The organism is Streptomyces sp. NPDC093085, assembly GCF_040683935.1.
Classification (GTDB): Bacteria; Actinomycetota; Actinomycetes; order Streptomycetales; family Streptomycetaceae; genus Streptomyces.
Map to the genome: position 1 here is coordinate 211,091 of NZ_JBFBFB010000012.1, position 17,098 is coordinate 228,188.

The following is a 17,098-nucleotide window of genomic DNA, read 5'->3' on the forward strand; positions in this document are numbered from 1 at the left end:
TGCCACGACAGCCGCTGCCACAGCCGCAGCCGCAGCCGCAGCGCGACGGATCAGAGCACGTACCGATACACGTACCGACACCGGATGGGAATGGGAAGACGGACCCGATGAACTTCGACCCGAGCACAGCGGACGCGGAGCGCCTGAACTGGACGCAGTACCGTCCCGGCCAGGAAGCCGGCCACTACGAGAGCTTCTACCAGCGGGGCAACCACCCGACGGAGCCCCGGGCCTTCTGGATCCGGTACACGATCTTCAGCCCGGCCGGGATGCCCGACGCCGCCATCGGCGAGCTGTGGGCCATCTACTTCGACGGGACGACCGGCCGGCATGTGGTGGCCAAGGAGGAGTACCCGATCTCCGACTGCCACTTCGACCGCGAGACCTTCGGCGCCCGGGTCGACGACCGCGTGCTCGACGGGGGTTCGCTGAAGGGCGAGGCGGTCGGGACCAACGGGCGGATCGGCTGGGACCTGAGCTACGAGGGCTCCGAGCCGCCGCTCCTCCTGCTGCCGCCCAACCTCTACAGCGGCGGCTTCCCCAAGGCGAAGAGCCTGGTGGGGCTGCCGCTGGCCACGTACAGCGGGAAGCTGACGGTCGACGGCGAGACGATCGACGTCGACGGCTGGACCGGCAGCCAGAACCACAACTGGGGCAGCCGGCACACCGACCACTACGCCTTCGGCCAGGTCGCCGGGTTCGACGACGCCCCGGAGAGCTTCCTGGAGATCGTCACCGGTACGACGCGGCTGGTGGGCCCGGTGATGACGCCGAAGGTCACCTTCCTGGTGCTCCGGCACGAGGACCGCGAGTACACGCTGACCTCGCTCGGCCAGGCGCTCAGGGCCAAGGGCGACTTCGGCTACTTCTACTGGGACTTCTACAGCTCCGACGAGGCCGTCGCCATCAGGGGCCGCTTCACGGCGACCCCGGAGGACTTCGTCGGGCTCAACTACTACAACCCGCCGGGCGGCATCAAGCACTGCCTCAACACCAAGATCGGCCGGTGCGAGGTGGAGATCCTCAACAAGTCCACCCGCACCATCCGGCGGCTCAGCACGGGCAACCGGGCGCTGATGGAGATCCTGACGGACGACCGCGAGCACGGCATCCCGATCCGGGCGTGAGCCGGCGGCCCCGTACATCCCCGTACTGAAGTACGTCGCCGAAGTACGCCCCGTACATCCCGTACGCGCCCAACGCCCCCAGCAGCAGAAGGAAGAGGACGGCCCCCAGTGAGCGACCAGAGCGCCGCCGTGTCGGGCGGGCCCGGCACCCCCTCCCGGATATCCGAGTCCATCGTCATCCGGGTGGCCCCGGAGGCCGCCTACGCGGCGGTCAGCGATGTGGCGCGGATGGGCGAGTGGAGCCCCGAGTGCCGGGGGGCGTGGATCCTCGGGCGGGGCGGCCCGGCCCGGACGGGCATGCGGTTCATCGGCCGGAACCGGGCCCGCTGGCTGCCCTGGCCGACCCTCTGCCGGGTGGTCGAGGCGGAACCGGGGCGCGTCTTCGCCTTCCATGTGAGCTTCCTCGGCATCCAGGTCGCGGGGTGGACATACCGCTTCTCGCCGCTGCCCGAGGGGTGCGAGGTGGAGGAGGAGTGGCGCGACCGGCGTTCGGGGCCGTTCGGCATGGCGCTCACCGCCGTCACCCCGCTGGTGACGGGGGTGGTCCGCCGCAGGGCCCGCAACCGGTCGACCATGCGCACCACGCTCCTCGCGCTGCGCGACACCCTGGAGTCCGGGCGCTAGTGCCCCTCCCGGCACGCTCTGCCCCGGCCCAGGCGGGTCCGCACCACCGCAGCACCGCACCACCACCCCAGGACACCCGGCCCCGGACACCCCAGGACACCCCCCGGACACCCGGCCCCCGGACGCCTGGACTCCCCGGACTCCCCGGACTCCCCGGACAGGAAGGAGCCCCCTCATGCCGCATGCCATAGCCGGCACGCGTACCGGTGGCCCGGAAGCGGACCCGACGTCCTCTCCCGGTGCCGCCCTCTGCCTGGACTTCTACGCCGGCCTCGCCTCCGGCGTCGCCGTGGTCACCGCCACCTCGGCGGACGGTCCCGTGGGGACGACCGTCTCCACGGTCACCTCGCTCTCGGCCGACCCGCCGCTGCTGCTCGTCTGTCTCTCCCACACCTCCCGCACGCTCTCCGCGCTCACCCCGGGCTCCGCCTTCGCGGTGCACCTGCTGGGCGAGGAACAGAGCGACCGGGCCCGGCTCTTCGCCACGCCGAGCGCCACCGCCGCCGAGCGGTTCGCCGCCACGCCGTACGAGGAGGTGCTCGGGGTGCCCGTCCTCACCGAAGCGCACGCCTGGTCGGTCTGTGTGACCGAGGAGATACGGGCGTACGGCGACCACTGCCTGGTCGTCGGGCGGGTCGCCACCGTACGGGTGACCGAGGGCCGGCCGCTGATCTGGCACGGACGCGGCTTCCGCGCCCTGGCGGAGGGGGCGGCGGCGCGATGACCGGTTCCGTTTCCGCTCCCGGGCCCGCCGAGGGCGGCGTACGGGAGGAGCCGTGCTGGGCGCCCGAGGGCGGTCCCGGGGACGGGCGGGCCCCGGCGGCCGGCGCGCACCCCCGGGTCTCCGGCGGCCTCACCGCCGACGTGGTGGTGGTCGGGGCCGGTCTCGCCGGTCTCTCCACCGCGTACCACCTGATCGAACGCGACCCCTCGCTCGATGTCGCCGTCGTGGACGCCCGGCATCCGGCGGCCGGGGCGAGCGGCCGGGGCACCGGGCTGCTCGGCCCCCGGGTCGGCCCGTCGATCGACCGGGCGGCCCGCCGCTTCGGCCCGTCGGCGGCGCGCCGCATGTATCTGGAGTCCGTCGCCGCGGTACGGCGGGTGATCGCGCTCAGCGAGGAGCTGGGCGCCCCGTGCGGGCTGCGCACCGGGGAGCAGATCGTGGCGACACGCGACCCGGCCGGGCTCGCCTCGCTCGCGCGGCAGGCCGCGGCGTACCGGGCGCTGGGCCTGGATGTCCCGGTGCTGTCGGCCGCCGCGATCCGCGAGCGGCTGGACCTGCCGTATCACGCGGGGCTGCTCTACCGCACCGCGGCGACGCTCGACCCGGCCGCGCTGAGCGGGGCGCTGGCCGCCGCGTGCGCCGCGAAGGGCGTCCGCTTCTACGGGGAGAGCCCGCTGCGGGGGCTCCGTCCCGGCGGTGGCGGTACGGCCCCCACCGAACTGCTCTTCCCCACCGGCACCTTGCGGGCCCGGCGGACCGTGCTGGCCGTCAACGCGGCGGCCGGCCCGCTCGGGCTGCCCGTCGGCACCGTCCTCCCGCTCCAGGTGCACGCGGTCGCCACCGGACCGCTGGACGCGGAGGCGCGGGCGGCGCTGGGCGGGGAGAGCGGGGTGGCGCTGGTGAACAGCGCGTCGCTCGCCCCGTATGTGCGGCTCACCCATGACGGGCGGCTGGTGCTGGGCGGCGGCCGGGCCGTCCATCTGCCGGGGCTGAGTCCCGAGCGGGCCGCCGCGCAGCACGCCTCGGCCTGGTCATGGCTGGAGGACCGGCTGCACCGGCTCCATCCGGCGCTCGCGGAGGTGCCGGTACGGCACCGCTGGTACGGGCAGATCGGGATGACGCTGGACGACCTTCCGGTGGTCGGACGGGTCGGGGGGCACCCGGACGTCTGGTACATCGGCGGCTGCTGCGGCCACGGCCTCGCCATGTCGGTGGCCCACGGGGCCCATGTGGCGCGCTCGCTGGTGGAGGGCATCGGCTCCGGGGCGGGCTCGGGCCTGGGCTCGGGCCTGGGCTCGGGTGACCATCCGTGGCACCGCGACCGGGCGCCCCGCGCCCCGCTCACGTCCCCGCCGGTCAGGGCGGTGCTCCAGACGTATCTGAACTCCATGGACCGGCAGACCCGCCGTATCCCCTGAGCCTCATGAACGGACAAGAACACGACATGCGAGACATCTGGACCGGCCGGCTCGTCACGGCGCTCTTCCTCGTCGTGGGAGCGGTGAACCTGCTGCCCGGCTTCGTCGCGCTCGCGCCCTCGCAGATAGCGACGGCGTACGGAGTCTCGATCGCGGGGGCGCACGAGGCCGATCTGACGGTGCTGCTCCGGCACCGCGCGGTGCTGCTGGGGCTGGTCGGCATCGGGCTGCTCTGCGCGGCGTTCCTCACCTCGCTGCGGGTGCCCGCCCTCGCGGCGGGGGCGGTCAGCATGGGCTCGTTCATGCTGATCGCGTTCACCGCGCCGGAACTCAACGACGCGACGCTGCGCGTGGCGCGTATCGACATCGGCGCGTTCGTACTGCTGCTGGTGGCCGCCCTGCTGGTACGGCGTCAGAAGGTCTGACCCGCACCCCTGGTGGCTCTTCCGGGCCACCAGGGGTGCCTGGTGCGGAGAGGGCAGGATTCGAACCTGCGAAGGCTTTCACCCGATCCGAGTTGCCTCGGAACCCCGTTGGGCCGCTTCGGGTACCTCTCCTCGCGGTGTCCGGAGAAGTGTTCCTCCGTCCCGCTGTGCTTTTTATTCTGCCGCTCCCGCCTGACATTTCGCTGAGACGGATCTGAGATCGCGCCGCGTACGCCGCCGGGCGGCGATCCGGTGCTGAGGAGAGCCCCGTGCCCCTGCTTCCGAACGAGAACGACGACCATGAAGAGAACGACGAGCATGAGGCGGACGACGCGTACGAAGCGGACCAGCCCGGGTGCCTGCGGGACGGGGAGTCCGCCCGGCTGCTGCTCGGAGCGGGGTGGAACCGGCTCGTGGTGCTCGGTGACGGCAAGGCGTCCCGGCGCGTGGAGCGGGTCGACGGCTACGCCCGCGCGCCCTGGTACGACCGGGTCGCCGACGCCCTGCGCACGGTCAACCCCCGGCTGGCCTGTCTGAGTCTGCTCGCCGGGCGCGAGCAGAACGCCGCCGCCGTACGCTCCCGGCAGCTCCCCCGGGCGCTGGCGTTCGGAGGCGATCTGGCGGTGGTGCACCTGGCGGGGCATGACGTGCTCGCCCCCGCGTTCGATGTGAACGCGCTCCGGACGGAGGTGGTCCGGATCGTCGCGCCGCTCCGTGAACACGGCTGTGACGTGGTGCTGGTGGCCCCTTTCGATCTGACGCGCTCGCCCGCCGCTGCCCGGCTCGGCGAGAAGGTGCTGCGGACCCGGCAGCGCGCCCAGTCGGACGCGTGCGCCAATCTGGCGCTACGGCACGGCGCGCTCTTCGTGGACCTGGCGGCCCGCCACCCGGCGGCCGCGGGCGGCCGGTTCTGGGGCGCGGACGGCGTGGCGCCGAACGCCCGCGGCCAGGCGCTGCTGGCGGCGGCGGTGGTGCGGGCGCTCGGCGAGCACCTGCGGTGCTCCCGCACCGCCCCGGCGCCCCCGGCCGACGGCTACCTGACGCTCCCGGCCGGCTGTCTGCTCCAGGGCGCCTCGCCGGCGTAACCCCGTCGCACCTCACACCCCTCCCCGCACACCTCGCCCCTCCCCGGACGCCCCGTCAGCCCCCGTCAGCCCCCGTCCTCCCCCGCCGGTCTCCGCGTCACCGCCGGGCCGAGCAGCTCCAGCGCCTCCTCCCAGCGGAACGTCTCCGCCCCGCTCTCCAGCCGGTCGGCCGGATGGGGCCGCTGACCGCCGATCAGCACCCCCATCTCCCGCAGCCGGTCCAGGCTCTGCCGGTACGCGGGATGGGCGGCCTGGGCCGCGTTCAGATAGGGCAGCACGGCCGTGGGCACACCGAGGCCGTACGCCTCGCAGAGAATGCCCAGGGCCAGGGTGTCGGATATCCCGGCGGCCCACTTGTTGACGGTGTTGAACGTCGCCGGCGCCACCGCGATCGCGTCCGGCGGCGGCAGGGGCTTGGGCTCCCCCGGCCGCCGCCAGGCCGAGCGGATCGGATACCCGGTCCGCTCCTCGACGGCGCGCCGGTCGATGAAGCCGAGCGCCTGCGGCGTGGCGACCACCCCGACGCCCCATCCCCGCTCCCGCGCCCCGTCGATGAGCGTCCCGACCTCCCGCGCGATCCCGGACGCGCACACCACGACGTACAGGAACGGCATCTCGGCTCCCATGAGCCCCTCCCTCACCTTCTCGGCCCCCCGGACCACCAGGACTCCACGCTATCCGGCACCACTGACAGTCCCGGGCCCCGGCCGCCGGCCCGGCCCCCCGTTCCCGACCGTCCGGCCCGGTCCGATCCCTGCTCGGCAAGGGGGTCACGGGGCTACCCTGCCCGGGTGACGACACCAGCGCACCACCTCTGGGACCCGGCCGCGCCCGGCATCCTGCGGCTCCCGTCGGGGGTCCTCGTCCGGGGGCGCGGGCTGCGCCACCCGATGCCGCCGGGGCCCGAACCGACGTACGGGCTCTACCTCCTGGGGCGCAGACCGCCCACCGTGATCTGGGAGAACCGCTGGCTGCGCTGGCCCGACTTCCGGCTGCCGACCGACCGGGAGGCGACCGCCGAGGCGTTCCGCGAGGCGCTGGCCAGGGCCGGTGAGGAGCGCGTCGAGATCGCCTGCGGCGGCGGGCGGGGGCGGACCGGTACGGCGCTCGCCTGCCTCGCCGTGCTCGACGGGGTGGCGGCCGGCGAGGCGGTCGCGTATGTGCGCGAGCACTACTCCCGGCACGCCGTCGAGACGCCCTGGCAGCGCCGTTACGTGGCCACCTTCGGCTGACCTGCGGCGCACGGAGAAGTCGGTCCGCTTTTGAACCACTGGCATGCATACGCCACTCCCTGAACTGCACTTGTCACGGTGCGCAATGATGTGCGTACATGGAGTGGCGTACGGCTCCGAGGGGATGGCGGGGGGTGGTCAGCCGTGTCGGATGTTTCCTGTTCTGTACTTGTTTCCGACGCTGTGCTTGTTCCCGGTTCTGTGTTCAACCGGTCGGCGCTGCCGGCAGGCGCGATGCCGGGGGACGAGGCCGCCGGGGAAGGGGAGGGCGCGGACTCGCCGACGCACCCGCCCGGGCGCCCGATCCGGGGCGTGCGGGAGGTGACGGCCGCGCTGACCTCGCTGGTCCGTTCCGCCCGGCGGGAGTTGCTGATCTTCGACGACCCGGGGAGCTGTCTGGGCCAGTGCGTGCCGGAGGAGTTCCTCGAATTCGCGAGCGCCTGCGTCCGCGCGGCGGGTGAGCGGGAGCGGGGCCGCGCCCCGGTCGGGGTCCGCCGGATCGTGCCCCGGCACGGGCTGGTGGGGGTGGCGTACCCGTTACCGCACCAGCTCTCCGGCGAGGCGAGACAGACGGACTCCATCCCCTTCAAGATGATCATGGTGGACCGCGAGGTCGCCGCGGTCCCCCTCGATCTCGAACTCCACTACCACGGGCTGCTGCTGATCCGGGATCCGGTGGTGGTGCAGGCGCTGGTACGCACCCACGAGATCTGGTGGGAGACGGGCGAGGAGCTGCCGACGGCCGCCCGCCCGCTCCCCGGCTCCCTGCCGGGCCCGCTGCGCCCGGTGCTGGAGGCCCTGGTGGCCGGGGCGACGGACGAGGCGGCGGCGACCCGGCTGGGGATGTCGAGCCGTACGTACAGCCGCCGGGTGGGCGACCTGCTCGCCGCCCTCGGCACGACGAGCCGCTTCCGCGCGGGCGCGGAAGCGGTCCGCAAGGGGTGGATCTGACGCGGCGCCGGCCGCCGCGCCGGACCCCGGATGCGGGCGGGGGCGCCCGCCCGTGCCCGCCCGTGCCCGCCCCGGCTACGACACGATGTCCTTACGGGAGAAGTTCCGGAAGGCCAGCGCGAAGAGCACCACGGCGTAGGTGAAGGAGACCGCCGCGCCCTTCGCCATGCCGCCCCACTCCATCTGCGGCTGGAGCGCGTCGGCCCAGGCGAACTGCCAGTGCGCCGGCAGGAACTCCCGCCAGGAGCCGAGCGCGGTCACCGCGTCGAGCACATTGCCGATGATCGTCAGACCGACCGCGCCACCGACCGCGCCCAGCGGCGCGTCGGTCTTGGTGGAGAGCCAGAACGCGAGCCCCGCGGTGACCAGTTGGGAGACGAAGATGAACGCGACGATCAGCGCCAGCCTCGGCAGCGTGTCCGCCGCGTCCAGGGACCCGCCCGTCGGCAGCCGGAGGGGTCCCCAGCCGTACGCCACCGTGCCCGCCGCCAGCGCGACCAGCGGCAGCAGCACCATCGCGGCGGCGCTCATCCCGAGCGCCACGGCCAGCTTGCTCCACAGCAGCCGGGCCCGGGGCACCGGCGCCGCCAGCAGATAGCGCAGCGACGACCAGCTCGCCTCGGACGCCACGGTGTCCCCGTGGAAGAGCGCGACCGGTACGACCAGCAGAAAACCCGCCGAGACAAAGAGACAGGTCGCGGCGAAGTTGGCGCCGGACGCGGTCGCGGTGTCCATCAGGGTCACCCGGCCGTTCCGCCCGCCGTCCGGGGTCCCGCCGATCCAGAACGCCACGATCAGCACGAACGGCAGGACCCCCAGGATGACGCCCATGGCGAGGGTGCGCCGGCGCTTGAGCTGGCGCAGCGCCTCCACCCGCAGGGGCAGCGTGCGCCCGGCCCGGTAGCCGGGGGCCGCGTCGATCAGCGTGCTCATGCGGAGCCTCCCGAGATCAGGGCGAGGAACGCGTCCTCCAGGCGGCGGTGCGGCCCGACGCCGGTCACCGGGATGTCCAGCCGGACCAACTCGGTGACCAGGGTCTGCGCGGACGCGCCGTCGAGCCGTACGAGCACCCCGTCGTCCGTACGGACGGCCGAGCCGATCCCGGGCAGCGCCGCGATCTTGTCGACCACCGGTTCGGAGACCTGCTCGGCGGTGGTGACGAGCAGGGTGTCGCCCTCGCCGGTGATCTCCGCGACGGGGCCCGCCTGGACGAGCTGCCCCCGGTGCATGACCACGAGATGGGTGCAGGACTGTTCGACCTCGGAGAGGAGATGGCTGGAGACGATCACCGTACGGCCGCCGGCCGCGTACCGGATCATCACATCGCGCATCTCGCGGATCTGCGGCGGGTCGAGGCCGTTGGTCGGTTCGTCCAGGATCAGCAGATCCGGCAGGCCGAGCATGGCCTGGGCGATGGCGAGGCGCTGCCGCATGCCCTGCGAGTAGGTGCGTACGGCGCGGGCGAGCGCGTCCCCGAGCCCGGCGATCTCCAGGGCCTCCTCCATATGGGAGTCCTCGGCGGGGCGGCCGGTGGCGCGCCAGTACAGCTCCAGGTTCTCGCGGCCCGACAGATGCGGCAGGAAGCCGGCGCCCTCGACGAACGAGCCGACCCGGGAGAGCACCGGGGCGCCCGGCCGGATCGCCTGCCCGAAGACCCGGATCTCACCGGCGTCCGGGGAGATCAGCCCCATCAGCATGCGCAGGGTGGTGGTCTTGCCCGCGCCGTTCGGCCCGAGCAGGCCGAGGACCTGGCCCTTCTCGACCCGGAAGGAGAGGTCGCTGACCGCGTACCGGTCGGCGGAGTTGGCGTACCGCTTCGAGAGCCCGGTGATCTGGAGCGGCACCCCGGCCAGCTCCGGGTCCGGATCCGGCGCGCTGGCGCGGCGGCGGGCCGTGAGCAGCAGGGCGCCCGCGATCAGGACCCCGGCGAGCGGCAGGCCCCAGACCCACCACGGCATCGCGGCGACCCCGGTGGCGAGGGCGGGCACGGTCGGCACGGTCAGCGGCCCGTCCACGGCGATCTTGTACGTGGCCGGGGCGGCCGGTGAGGCGTAGCCGAGGTCGGTGGAGGCGACCACGAGGCGCATCCGGTGGCCGGCGACGAACTGGTGGTCCACGGCGGGCAGGGTCAGCTCCACCGTGCGGCCCCGGGCGGCGTCCTCGACCCGTACCGGCGCGACGAGCTGCGAGGGCAGCACCTGGCTGGTGCCGTCCGGGCCCACGTCGTACACCTTGGCGAAGAGGACGGCCTCGCCGCTGGAGGAGGTGACGGTGGCCTTGACGGTCGGGGCGCCGGTGAGCCGTACCGCGCGGGTGAGCGGCGCGGAGTCGAAGTGGGCGTACTGGCCCGGGAAGTCGAGGGCGAGGCCGACGCCGAACGAGGTGAGCTGGGAGGCCCCGGCGCCCACCCCCGGCACGGCGGAGATGGCGGGCGGGCTGGCGCCCGCCGGGTTGCTGAGGCTCTGCTCGCCGCCGGTCAGCGGAACGGAGGTGGTGGCGTTGGAGAGCCCCGGGTAGCGGTCGTCGGTCGCGCCGCGCAGCGAGACCTCGCCGTTGGTGGAGTCCACGCCTCCGGTCCGGGTGACGCGGAAGGCGGGCCCGGTGTCGGCGCCCTTGTCGTCCTTGAGGTAGCGGTCGAACCAGGCGGTGACCCGGCCCTGGACCCGGTCGGTCTCGGCGTTGCCGCCGTCGTGCCCGCCGGCGATCCAGTCGACGTCCACGGGCGCGCCGTTGGCCTTGATCCGCTGCGCCATGGCGTCGGCCTGGCCGAGCGGGAAGAGCGAGTCGGTCTGGCCCTGGGTGATCAGGGTGGGGACGTCGATCCGGTCGCCGACGGCGGAGGGGCTCCGTTCCTCCAGCGTCTTCCGGGCGGCGTCGTCCGGCTTCCCGGCGACGGCGACCCGCTCGTACATCTCGCAGAGTTCCTTCTGGAAGTGGTCGCAGCCGCCGCCGGTGGAGAAGAAGATCCCGGCCCAGAGCTTCTTGAGCACACCGTCCGGGAAGAGCGAGTCGGCGAGGTTCCAGTAGGTGATCTGGGGGGCGATCGCGTCGACGCGCGGGTCGTACCCGGCGGCGAGCAGCGAGATGGCCCCGCCGTACGAGGCGCCGGTCACCCCGACGCGGGGGTCGCCCTTGGCGTCGAGCTGGACCTCGGGGCGGGCGGCCAGCCAGTCGATCATCCGGGAGACGTCCTTGACCTCGTACGCGGGGTCGTTGAGCCCGATGTCGCCGGTGGACCTGCCGAAGCCGCGCGCCGACCAGGTCAGCACGGCGTAGCCGTCGCCGGCGAGCCGCTCGGCCTGGGCGCGTACGTCGTCCTTGCTGCCGCCGAAGCCGTGCGCCAGGAGCACGGCGGGTCTCCGTCCGCTGCCCGCGGTGAAGTACGAGGTGTCGATGCGGGCGCCCGGCATCTCCAGCACCTGGTCCTCGCGGTGCACGGACGGGGCGCCGTCCGAGGCGACGGCGGTCCAGGTGCCGGCGCCGACGAGCACCGCGGCGGCGGCGAGCCCCGCGAGCCAGCGGGCACGCGGCCGGGGCCGGCGGGGGGTTCGGGTCTCCATTCTTGAACCCTAAACGGCCGGGCCGCCGCGCCGGGCAGCCGACGGTCGGAACTGGTCGGCCTCCCCCGGGATGACAGGCGGGCGGCGGTGTACCGCGATCGCGGTACACGGCACCCTGACAGAGCTTCACAGAACTTCACAGAACAGGACGAGTGGACGGGCGTTCAGATGTCCGGGGTCCGGCGGGGCGGACCGTGGGGGAGGTTCAGGCGTCGGGGAGCTGGGCCAGCGTGGTGAGCGGCGCCGAGGCGGAGGCGAAGAGCAGGGCCACCGCCAGGGCGCCCGGGTCCGGAACGCCCCGCGCGTGGTCGCCGGTGTAGCTGGCGCGCCCCCGGCGGGCGCGCAGGGCGCTCGTGGCGCGGGCGCCCCGGTGGGCGGCGACCGCCGCGCCGTGGAGCGCGCGGAGCGGATCGATTACGGGGCCCTCGCCCCCGGGGTGGGCGAGGAGCGCCCGGGCGAGGGCGTCGGCGGCCGGGACGAGCGCGTCGACCATCGTCTTGTCCCCCACCTCCGCCTCGCCGACGCGCTGGACGGCGGCGGCGCCGGCCGCCGTGCCCGCCGCCAGTTCGGCCGGTCCCGCCATGCCGCCCCCGGCGGCCACGGCGGCGGCCAGCTCCTGGAAGAGCAGGCCGAAGAGCGGGCCGCTGGTGCCGCCGACGTGGTCGAGGAAGACCCGGGCCGCCGTGGCCAGCGGGGCGGCGGGGGTACGGGGCCCGCTCGCCGGGGCGTCGAGGGCGCTCCGTACCCCCTCCGTACCGGAGACCAGGTTGGCGCCGAAGTCGCCGTCCCCGGCCCGCTGGTCCAGCTCAGTCAGCTCGCCCTCGACGGCGCGGGCGGCGTCGGCGAAGCGTCTGAGCCAGTCGGCGGTGTCCTCGTAGGTGAGTCCCTGGGGGGCGGGCGCGGAGGGGGCGGCGGCGGGGGTCAGGTTCTGGGATGACATGACGGTGGGGGCTCCTGCTGCTGGTGGGGTGGGAGGTGCGGAAGGGGGCTGCGGGTAAGGGAAAGCCGTGGTCAGAGCGGCCAGGAGGGGGTACGGGCCGGGGCGTCCCAGAGCCGCAGGGTCTCGTCGTCGGTCGCGAGCAGGGTGAGGGAGAAGCCGCGCATGTCGAGCGCGCTGACGAAGGTGCCGGTCAGCGAGCGGTCCAGGGTCACCCCGTGGCGCTTCAGCGCGCCGCCGAGCGCATGCCGTACCCCGTACAACTCCAGGGACGTGACCCCGCCCAACCCGTTGACCAGGGCGAGTACCCGGCGGCGGCCGGGGGCCCGGCGGGAGGTGCCCGGGGGCCCGGGGTGCGGCAGGGCGGCCAGCAGCCGGCCGGTCATGGTGGCGACGAGTTCGGTGAGCGGCGGGTGGGGGGCGGTGGAGCCGGCCCGTTCGCCGTGGATGCCGACGCCGAACTCCATGACGTCCCGGGGCAGTTCGAAGGCGGGCGCGCCGGAGGCCGGCGCGGTGTGCGCGGCGGTGGCGACGGCGAGGCTGCGGGTACGGGCGGCGAGTCCGGCGCCCAGGGCGGCCAGCGCTTCGAGCCCGCGCCCCTCGTCGGCGGCGGCGCCGAGGATCTTCTCGACCAGCAGGGTGGCGCCGGTGCCGCGCCGTCCGACGGCGATCTCCGTGGAGTCGGTGGCGAGGTCGTCGTCGACCAGGACGCGGGCGCAGGGGATGTGCTCGTGGGCGAGGCGTTCGGCGGCGATGCCGAAGTTGATCCGGTCGCCGGTGTAGTTCTTGACGATGTGCAGTACGCCGTCGGGGCCCGCGACGGCGCGGCTGGCCTCGTAGATCTGCCGGTTGTGCGGGGAGGCGAAGATCTGCCCCGGGCAGACGGCGTCGAGGAGCCCGGCGCCGAGGAACCCGGCGTGCAGCGGTTCGTGGCCGGTGCCGCCGCCGGAGACCAGGCCGACCCGGCGGGCGCGGGCGGCGGGTCCTGCGGTGGTGGGGGTCGGGGTGGCGGTGCGGCGGGTGCGGAAGTAGCCGTGCTCGGGGTGGTGTTCGACCAGGTCGGCGTGGGCGGCGGCGAACCCCTTGAGCGCGTCGGGGACGAGCGACTCCGGGGAGTCGGCGAAGTAGCGGGGCATGTGAGGTCCTGGGTCCTGAGGTCTCCGAGATCCCTGAGATCTCCGGGTGAGCCGGTACAGCACCCCTTTCTACCGCTTCACCCCTTTTCTCCCCTGTAGTGAGACGCCTGCCCGGCAGTGAGGCGCCGCTGGCAGTGAGGCGCCGCTGGCGGTGGGGCGTCCCTGGCGATGAGGCGCCACCGGCGGTGCGGCGCCCCTGGCGATGAGGCGCCACCGGCGGTGCGGCGCCACCGGCGATGAGGCGCCACCGGCGGTGCGGCGCCACCGGCGATGAGGCGCCACCGGCGGTGCGGCGTCCCGACGGTGCGGCGCCGCTCAGGAGAGGGTGATCTCCGGGCGGTAGAGGTCCAGCCAGAGCGCCAGATCCAGGGTCCGTTCGAGACCGCGCCGACCCGCCGTCGTGACCTGCGGAGTCTTCCGCTCCGCCGCCTTCCGTACGCGCGCGATGTCGACCAGGTCGAAGACCCGGTGGGTCGGGTCGGCGAGGAGTTCCCTGGCCTGGTTCTGGAGGGCCACGGCGTACCGGGGGTCCTGGGTGGAGGGGTACGGGGACTTCTCCCGGTCGTAGACCGACCTGGGGAGCAGGTCGGCGGTGGCCTCGCGGAGCAGGCTCTTCTCGCGGCCGTCGAAGGACTTGAGGGACCAGGGCGTGTTGTAGACGTACTCGACGAGCCGGTGGTCGCAGTAGGGCACCCGGACCTCCAGGCCGACCGCCATGCTGGCCCGGTCCTTGCGGTCGAGCAGGATCTGCACGAAGCGCGTCAGGTGCAGGTAGCAGATCTTCCGCATCCGGTACTCGAAGTCGCTCTCGCCGGCGGCGCGTTCGATCCCGGCGACGGCGGTGGCGTAGCTGTCGCGGGCGAACGACGGCAGCCCGAGCGCCGTGTCGATCTCGGGGCGGAGCACCCCGGTGTCCTCCCCGAAGTGTTCGCCGAGGCGGACCAGCCAGGGGAACATGTCCGTCGTACGGGCCTTCTCGTCGAAGAACTGGGGGTAGCCGCCGAAGACCTCGTCGGCGGACTCCCCGGAGAGCGCGACCGTCGAGCGCTCCCGGATCGCCTTGAAGAGCAGGTAGAGGGAGGAGTCCATGTCGCCGAAGCCCATGGGGAGGTCCCTGGCCCGGATCATATGGGCCCGTACGGCGGGGTCGGCGAGGGTGCGCGAGTCGAGCACGATGTCCTGGTGGACGGTGCCGGCGGCGCGGACGGCGTCGTGGACGAACGGCGTGTCGGGCGTGGCGCGGAAGGCGTCGGCGACGAAGTGTTCCGTACGGCCGACGAAGTCGACGGCGAAGCTGCGGACGGTCTCGCCGTCCGCGGCGAGACGGCGGGCGGCGATCGCGGTCATGGCGGAGGAGTCGAGTCCGCCGGAGAGCAGGGTGCAGAGGGGGACGTCGGCGACGAGCTGACGCCGCACCGTGTCGTCGAGGAGGGCGCGTACGCGGGCGATCGCGGTGGCCCGGTCGTCGGTGTGCGGGCGGGTCTCCAGGGACCAGTAGCGGTGGTGGCCCACTCCGCTCGCGTCCACGGTGACCAGGGTGCCCGGCTCGACCTCGTACATCCCGTCCCATACGGCGTGGCCGGGGGTCTTGACGAAGGCGAAGAGCTCCCGGAGCCCGTCGAGGCGGACGCGGGGGCGGGCGAGCGGGTGGGCGAGGATCGCCTTGGGCTCGGAGCCGAAGAGCACGCCGTCGGGGGTGGGGGCGTAGTAGAGGGGCTTGATGCCCATGCGGTCGCGGACCAGGACGAGGGTGCGCCGGGGGCCGTCCCAGATCGCGAAGGCGTACATGCCGTTGAGGCGGGCGGCCATCCCCTCGCCCCACTCCTGGTAGGCGTGGAGGACGACCTCGGTGTCGGAGTCGGTGGTGAAGCGGTGGCCCCGGGCGGTCAGCTCCGCGCGGAGTTCGGTGAAGTTGTACGTCTCGCCGGAGTAGACGAGGGCGAGGGTGCCCCGGTCGGTGGTGAGCGTCATCGGCTGGCGTCCGCCGGGGAGGTCGATGACGGCGAGCCGGCGGTGGCCGAGCGCGGCGGGGCCCTCGATCCAGGTGCCCCGGGCGTCGGGGCCCCGGCAGGCCATCGTCTCCGTCATCGCGTCGAGGGCGGCGGAGACGGCGGACGGGGGGCCCGGATCACCCGGATCGACTGGATCGGGGGCGTCCCGGCCGTCTCGGTCGAAGGAGATCCAGCCGGTGATGCCGCACACGTGTCCTCCTGCTCCGCGCACCGTGGAAGGGCGACTGGGGAAAGCGAGCGCGGCCCGTACGGCGGGGAACGCCGTACGGGCCGCGGTCATCCGAGTCGTCCAACGAAGCGTGCGCGGGCGGGTTACGGGCCCGGTCAGTGATTCCGGGGGAAGCCCAGGTCCACTCCGGAAGGGGCGTCGGCCGGGTCGGGCCAGCGGGTGGTGACCACCTTGCCGCGCGTGTAGAAGTGCACGCCGTCGTTGCCGTAGATGTGGTGGTCGCCGAAGAGCGAGTCCTTCCAGCCGCCGAAGGAGTGGTAGCCGACGGGGACCGGGATCGGCACGTTCACCCCGACCATGCCGGCCTGGACCTCCAGTTGGAAGCGGCGGGCGGCGCCGCCGTCCCGGGTGAAGATCGCCGTGCCGTTGCCGAACGGCGAGGCGTTGATGAGGGCGAGGCCCTCCTCGTACGTCTCGGCGCGGAGCACGACGAGGACGGGGCCGAAGATCTCGTCCCGGTACGCGTCGGAGTCGGTGGCGACCTTGTCGAGCAGGGAGAGGCCGATCCAGTGCCCGTCCTCGTACCCCTCCACGGTGAATCCGGTGCCGTCGAGGACGACTTCGGCGCCCTGGGCCGCCGCGCCGGTGACATAGGAGGCCACCTTGTCGCGGTGGGCCCGGGTGATCAGCGGGCCCATCTCGGAGGCGGGGTCGGTGCCGGGGCCGATGGTGATCTTCTCGGCGCGCTCGCGGATCTTGTCGACGAGCGCGTCGCCGGTCGCGCCGACGGCGACCACCGCCGAGATGGCCATGCACCGCTCGCCCGCCGAGCCGTAGGCGGCGGAGACGGCCGCGTCGGCGGCGGCGTCCAGATCGGCGTCGGGGAGGACCAGCATGTGGTTCTTGGCGCCGCCGAGTGCCTGGACGCGCTTGCCGTGGGCGGAGGCGGTGGCGTGGATATGGCGGGCGATCGGGGTGGAGCCGACGAAGGAGACGGCGGCGATGTCCGGGTGGGCGAGGAGCGCGTCCACGGCGGCCTTGTCCCCGTGCACGACATTGAGCACCCCGTCCGGAAGCCCTGCCTCCGAGGCGAGTTCGGCGAGGAGCACGGCGGCCGACGGGTCCTTCTCGCTGGGCTTGAGGACGAAGGTGTTACCGCAGGCGATGGCGAGCGGGAACATCCACATCGGCACCATGGCCGGGAAGTTGAACGGGGTGATGCCCGCGACGACCCCGAGCGGCTGGCGGATGGCGGCGACATCGACCCGGCTGGAGACCTGGGTGGAGAGCTCGCCCTTGAGCTGGGTGGTGATCCCGCAGGCCAGCTCGACGATCTCCAGTCCGCGCGCCACCTCGCCGAGCGCGTCGGAGTGCACCTTGCCGTGCTCGGCGGTGATCAGCGCGGCGAGGTCGTCGCGGCGGGCGTCGAGGAGCGCGCGGTAGCGGAAGAGGATCGCGGTGCGCTGCGCGAGGGAGGAGGTCCCCCAGGTGGCGTACGCGGCCTTCGCGGCGGCGACGGCGCTGTCGACCTCCTCGGCGGAGGCGAGCGCGACCTGGGTGGTGACGGCACCGGTCGCCGGGTCGGTGACCGGGCCCCAGGCGCCCGAAGCGCCCTCGACGCTCTTGCCGCCGATCCAGTGGCTGACTGTCTTCATGGGGTCCCCTTCACATATGCGGTCACGGCAGGCGGGACCATCC

General features: G+C 73.8%; 15 protein-coding genes and 1 tRNA gene. 8 read left to right on the top strand and 8 right to left on the bottom strand.

What is annotated here, in order from left to right:
* Positions 1–107: 107 nt before the first annotated feature.
* From AB0O07_RS27915 to AB0O07_RS27935, 5 genes are all read left to right on the top strand, one after another.
* Positions 108–1,127 (top strand): hypothetical protein, encoded by a 1,020-nt coding sequence (locus tag AB0O07_RS27915; protein WP_365638178.1) that lies wholly within the window; start codon positions 108–110, stop codon positions 1,125–1,127.
* Between the two features lie 108 nt (positions 1,128–1,235).
* Positions 1,236–1,751 (top strand): SRPBCC family protein, encoded by a 516-nt coding sequence (locus AB0O07_RS27920; protein WP_365638180.1) that lies wholly within the window; start codon positions 1,236–1,238, stop codon positions 1,749–1,751.
* Between the two features lie 175 nt (positions 1,752–1,926).
* Complete coding sequence (locus AB0O07_RS27925; protein WP_365638181.1) at positions 1,927–2,475, top strand: flavin reductase family protein; 549 nt, start codon at positions 1,927–1,929, stop codon at positions 2,473–2,475.
* Positions 2,472–3,893 carry an FAD-binding oxidoreductase gene (locus AB0O07_RS27930; protein ID WP_365638182.1) on the top strand — a complete coding sequence of 474 codons (1,422 nt, stop codon included), beginning with the start codon at positions 2,472–2,474 and terminating at the stop codon, positions 3,891–3,893. The genes AB0O07_RS27925 and AB0O07_RS27930 overlap by 4 nt, the downstream gene beginning before the upstream one ends.
* Before the next feature lie 26 nt (positions 3,894–3,919).
* Positions 3,920–4,318, top strand: coding sequence for a hypothetical protein (locus AB0O07_RS27935; RefSeq protein ID WP_365638184.1), 399 nt, complete (start codon positions 3,920–3,922; stop codon positions 4,316–4,318).
* A 45-nt stretch (positions 4,319–4,363) separates the two neighbouring features.
* Here the strand turns inward: AB0O07_RS27935 and AB0O07_RS27940 are convergent.
* Positions 4,364–4,450: transfer RNA gene (locus tag AB0O07_RS27940), tRNA-OTHER, on the bottom strand.
* A gap of 137 nt (positions 4,451–4,587) precedes the next feature.
* On the opposite strand from AB0O07_RS27940, the gene AB0O07_RS27945 reads away from it, so the two are divergent.
* The gene (locus tag AB0O07_RS27945; protein WP_365638186.1) at positions 4,588–5,403 is read left to right on the top strand and encodes a GDSL-type esterase/lipase family protein; all 816 of its coding nucleotides are present in this window, start codon (positions 4,588–4,590) and stop codon (positions 5,401–5,403) included.
* A 65-nt stretch (positions 5,404–5,468) separates the two neighbouring features.
* On the opposite strand, the gene AB0O07_RS27950 is transcribed toward AB0O07_RS27945, so the two are convergent.
* Positions 5,469–6,029: a flavoprotein gene (locus AB0O07_RS27950; protein WP_365638187.1), complete on the bottom strand. Its 561-nt coding sequence runs from the start codon at positions 6,027–6,029 to the stop codon at positions 5,469–5,471.
* 165 nt (positions 6,030–6,194) lie between these two features.
* Between AB0O07_RS27950 and AB0O07_RS27955 the strand changes: the two genes are divergently transcribed.
* Positions 6,195–6,635, top strand: a complete 441-nt coding sequence (locus tag AB0O07_RS27955) for a protein-tyrosine phosphatase family protein (RefSeq protein ID WP_365638189.1) — start codon at positions 6,195–6,197, stop codon at positions 6,633–6,635.
* A gap of 312 nt (positions 6,636–6,947) precedes the next feature.
* Complete coding sequence (locus AB0O07_RS27960) at positions 6,948–7,586, top strand: DNA-binding response regulator (RefSeq protein ID WP_365638191.1); 639 nt, start codon at positions 6,948–6,950, stop codon at positions 7,584–7,586.
* Positions 7,587–7,661: 75 nt separating this feature from the next.
* Here the strand turns inward: AB0O07_RS27960 and AB0O07_RS27965 are convergent, their stop codons facing one another.
* The 6 genes from AB0O07_RS27965 to AB0O07_RS27990 all read right to left on the bottom strand — a co-directional run bounded on the left by AB0O07_RS27965 (position 7,662) and on the right by AB0O07_RS27990 (position 17,055).
* Entirely contained in the window at positions 7,662–8,519 is an 858-nt protein-coding gene (locus AB0O07_RS27965; RefSeq protein ID WP_365638194.1) for an ABC transporter permease, read from the bottom strand.
* Complete coding sequence (locus AB0O07_RS27970) at positions 8,516–11,146, bottom strand: alpha/beta fold hydrolase (RefSeq protein ID WP_365638197.1); 2,631 nt, start codon at positions 11,144–11,146, stop codon at positions 8,516–8,518. The genes AB0O07_RS27965 and AB0O07_RS27970 overlap by 4 nt, the downstream gene beginning before the upstream one ends.
* Positions 11,147–11,351: 205 nt before the next feature.
* Positions 11,352–12,086, bottom strand: coding sequence for a dihydroxyacetone kinase subunit DhaL (gene dhaL / locus AB0O07_RS27975; RefSeq protein ID WP_365638200.1), 735 nt, complete (start codon positions 12,084–12,086; stop codon positions 11,352–11,354).
* Positions 12,087–12,157: 71 nt separating this feature from the next.
* Entirely contained in the window at positions 12,158–13,219 is a 1,062-nt protein-coding gene (locus tag AB0O07_RS27980; RefSeq protein ID WP_365638203.1) for a dihydroxyacetone kinase subunit DhaK, read from the bottom strand.
* 315 nt (positions 13,220–13,534) lie between these two features.
* On the bottom strand, positions 13,535–15,421 hold the full coding sequence (asnB, locus tag AB0O07_RS27985; RefSeq protein ID WP_365638204.1) for an asparagine synthase (glutamine-hydrolyzing): 1,887 nt from the start codon (positions 15,419–15,421) through the stop codon (positions 13,535–13,537).
* Positions 15,422–15,555: 134 nt separating this feature from the next.
* The gene (locus tag AB0O07_RS27990; RefSeq protein ID WP_365638207.1) at positions 15,556–17,055 is read right to left on the bottom strand and encodes a CoA-acylating methylmalonate-semialdehyde dehydrogenase; all 1,500 of its coding nucleotides are present in this window, start codon (positions 17,053–17,055) and stop codon (positions 15,556–15,558) included.
* Positions 17,056–17,098 lie beyond the last annotated feature (43 nt).

Bases quoted from the DNA above. Each gene is read 5' to 3' on its own strand.
- dhaL (WP_365638200.1), bottom strand. From the start codon at position 12,086: ATGTCATCCCAGAACCTGACCCCCGCCGCCGCCCCCTCCGCGCCCGCC.
- AB0O07_RS27950 (WP_365638187.1), bottom strand. From the start codon at position 6,029: ATGGGAGCCGAGATGCCGTTCCTGTACGTCGTGGTGTGCGCGTCCGGG.
- AB0O07_RS27930 (WP_365638182.1), top strand. From the start codon at position 2,472: ATGACCGGTTCCGTTTCCGCTCCCGGGCCCGCCGAGGGCGGCGTACGG.
- AB0O07_RS27980 (WP_365638203.1), bottom strand. From the start codon at position 13,219: ATGCCCCGCTACTTCGCCGACTCCCCGGAGTCGCTCGTCCCCGACGCG.
- AB0O07_RS27990 (WP_365638207.1), bottom strand. From the start codon at position 17,055: ATGAAGACAGTCAGCCACTGGATCGGCGGCAAGAGCGTCGAGGGCGCT.
- AB0O07_RS27925 (WP_365638181.1), top strand. From the start codon at position 1,927: ATGCCGCATGCCATAGCCGGCACGCGTACCGGTGGCCCGGAAGCGGAC.
- AB0O07_RS27935 (WP_365638184.1), top strand. From the start codon at position 3,920: ATGCGAGACATCTGGACCGGCCGGCTCGTCACGGCGCTCTTCCTCGTC.
- AB0O07_RS27970 (WP_365638197.1), bottom strand. From the start codon at position 11,146: ATGGAGACCCGAACCCCCCGCCGGCCCCGGCCGCGTGCCCGCTGGCTC.
- AB0O07_RS27915 (WP_365638178.1), top strand. From the start codon at position 108: ATGAACTTCGACCCGAGCACAGCGGACGCGGAGCGCCTGAACTGGACG.
- AB0O07_RS27965 (WP_365638194.1), bottom strand. From the start codon at position 8,519: ATGAGCACGCTGATCGACGCGGCCCCCGGCTACCGGGCCGGGCGCACG.